Annotated in this window: 3 protein-coding genes and 1 pseudogene; all 4 read right to left on the bottom strand. The window is 62.4% G+C overall.

Annotated features, from left to right (window positions below; translation table 11 throughout):
- Window positions 1-280, bottom strand: a 280-nt coding sequence (locus tag C9413_RS30735; protein WP_170251376.1) for a 2Fe-2S iron-sulfur cluster-binding protein, incomplete at its 3' end; no start/stop codon positions are given.
- Between the two features lie 18 nt (window positions 281-298).
- Window positions 299-1,576 carry an NADH-quinone oxidoreductase subunit NuoF gene (gene nuoF / locus C9413_RS30730; RefSeq protein ID WP_170251375.1) on the bottom strand — a complete coding sequence of 426 codons (1,278 nt, stop codon included), beginning with the start codon at window positions 1,574-1,576 and terminating at the stop codon, window positions 299-301.
- A gap of 4 nt (window positions 1,577-1,580) precedes the next feature.
- Window positions 1,581-2,090: an NADH-quinone oxidoreductase subunit NuoE gene (gene nuoE, locus C9413_RS30725; RefSeq protein WP_040115133.1), complete on the bottom strand. Its 510-nt coding sequence runs from the start codon at window positions 2,088-2,090 to the stop codon at window positions 1,581-1,583.
- A gap of 18 nt (window positions 2,091-2,108) precedes the next feature.
- Window positions 2,109-2,703, bottom strand: a pseudogene (locus C9413_RS30720) (NADH-quinone oxidoreductase subunit D); the annotation flags it as partial.

The raw sequence follows: 2,703 nt of genomic DNA, 5'->3' as shown, positions 1-2,703 counted from the left end.
GTGTGGCACGCCGCTTGTCGAGCAGGGATGAGCGCGTTTCCTCGATCCGCGGCGTATCAGCCCGAGCGCCCAGGCCACCGGTGCCCGGGGTGGCGCAGGCCGGCCGCAGCCGCCGCAACCCCTCAATCTCCACGAGGCACATGCGGCAGGAGGCCAGCGGCGGCAGCCGCTTCCAGTAACAGAAAGTTGGAATGTCGATGCCCAAGCGCTCAGCCGCCATGAGCACCGTGGAGCCAGCCTCGACTTCAAGCGTTTGTCCGTCGATCGTAACGCTAACAATGCTTCCGCCCAGCCCGCCTCAAACACACGCTCTGTGAAACGGGCACCTCCGCTCCTCGATATGGACGACGAACTCGTCGCGGAAATGCTTAAGCGCCGCCCGCAATCCCATCGCGGCACCGTCACCCAAAGCACAAAACGTATTGCCGAAAATGCCTTTGCAAAGCATCTCCAGCTGCTCCAGATCTCCAGGCCCGCCTTCCCCGGTCTCAATGCGGCGCAGTACCTTTACGGCCCAGTTCAATCCTTCCCGGCATGGCGTACACTTGCCGCAGGACTCGTGGTGGAAGAACTCTATGATCCGGGTGGCGACCTTGACCATGCAGGTCGAGTCGTCGATTACAACAACGCCGGCCGAACCAAGCATCGAGCCGGCGGCAGCAAGCGAGTCGAAATCCATCCCGACCTCCAGCCCGCCCTCAGGTATTACCGGCGCCGAGACCCCGCCCGGAATTACAGCCTTGATCCTGCGCCCCGGTAACGGACCGCCAGCGTGCTCCTCGACCAGTTCGCGCAGCGATATGCCCATCGGCAGCTCGTAAAGGCCGGGGTTGCGCACCTGCCCGCTCAGGCAGTAGAGCTTCGGGCCGGGGCTCTTATCCGGACCGATGCCCCGAAACCAGGCCGGCCCGCGCGCCACAATATGCGGCACGCAAGCAATCGTCTCGACATTGTTGATAACGGTGGGGCTGGAGTAGAGCCCGGCCACGGCGGGAAACGGCGGTTTCAATCGCGGCTGCGCCCGCTTGCCCTCGAGCGACTCGAGCATCGCGGTCTCCTCGCCGCAAATATAGGCGCCCGCGCCGCAGTGAACGTGCACGGTGAACTTGAAATCAGAGCCTAGAACACTCGTTCCGAGATAGGACCTTTCGTGAGCCTGGGCGATCGCTTGCTCCAGGCGGCGTATCGCCGTCACATATTCTCCCCGGATGTAGACATAGGCGGTTTCGGCCCCGATCGCGTAGGCGCTTACCGCCAGCCCCTCGATGAGCTGGTGTGGATCGCGCTCCATGATGATCCGGTCCTTGAAGGTTCCGGGCTCGCCCTCATCAGCGTTGCAGCACAGGTATTTCGGCTTGCCGGCCTGCTGCGGCACGAAGGACCATTTCATGCCCGTCGGGAATCCGGCCCCGCCGCGGCCGCGCAGGTTGGACTGTTTGACGAGGTCGATGACCTCGTCCGGCGTATACTCGCGCAGCGTCTTGGCCAATGCCTGATAGCCGCCGCCGGCCTCATAGGTCGACAGCAAATGACTGTCCGGCACGTCGATATTCTTAAGAAGAACCGGCTCGAACATGACCCTACCTTCCCGGCGGCCGTGCAAGGGTGGGCCCACTTTCGGCCTGCCTCGCCAAGGCGCGGAGGCCGTCCAGCAGCGCGTCTATCCGCGCGACATCAAGGTTGCCGTGGTAATCGTCGCCAACCTGCATCACCGGAGCCATCTCGCATGCACCGAGGCACTCGACTGTCGAAAGCGTGAACAGCCCATCCGGCGTTGTGCCGCCCTTGTTGATCCCCAGCACCTCCTCCAAATGCCTCAAGAGGTCCTCGGAGCGGCGCAGCATGCAGGAAACGTTGTCGCAGAGTTGCAGGTGGAACATGCCCACCGGTTCGACATGAAAGAGTGTGTAGAAGGTCGCCAGTTCGTAGACCCAGATCCGCTCGACACCAAGGATATTGGCGACTTCTTCCAGCACTGGACCAGGCAAATGGCCATGCTCCCTCTGCGCGATCAGAAGCGCGGGCATGATCGCCGAGCGCTGGTCGGGATACCGCGCCGCCGCCGCCTCGATCTGTTCGCGCATGGTCATCGGGTTTGAACCTCCCTGCTACTTGTCCACCTCGGCCATCACCGGGTCGAGGCTGCCGAGCACGGCGATCATGTCCGCCAGATAGCGGGCGTTGGTCACTCCAAAGAGTGCCTGAAGGTTGACGAAGGACGGTGCCCGCACCTTCATACGGAACGGTTTGGGCGATCCGTCGCTGATGATGTAGAAACCTAGCTCGCCCTTTGGCGCCTCGATCGCAGAATAAACCTCGCCCTTCGGCACCTTGAAGCCGTAGGCCGATAGATCGAAATGCTGGATCAATGCCTCCATCGAGCAGTGCACCCTGTCCTTGTCCACCGGGAAGGCGATTGTCGGCATGTCGATCTGGAACGGCCCCTCGGGCATCTGGTCGAGACATTGCTCAATGATCCGGATGCTCTCGCGCATTTCCTCGACACGGCACTGCCAGCGCGCATAGCAGTCGCCCTCCTTGCGGGTAATGACATTGAAGTCGAGCCGATCGTAGATCTCATAAGGCTCGTCGCGGCGGATGTCCCAATCGACGCCCGGGGCTCGCAGGTTTGGGCCACTCAGGCCGAGATCGTTGGCATCCTCGGCCGCGCTTACGCCCGTCCCTTTCCGCTCGTTCATACAC

Source organism: Rhizobium sp. SEMIA 4085 (assembly GCF_013004495.1).
Lineage (GTDB): Bacteria > Pseudomonadota > Alphaproteobacteria > Rhizobiales > Rhizobiaceae > Rhizobium > Rhizobium gallicum.
Note: the sequence above shows the minus strand (reverse complement) of the source record. Positions and strands in the feature narration are given on the sequence as shown.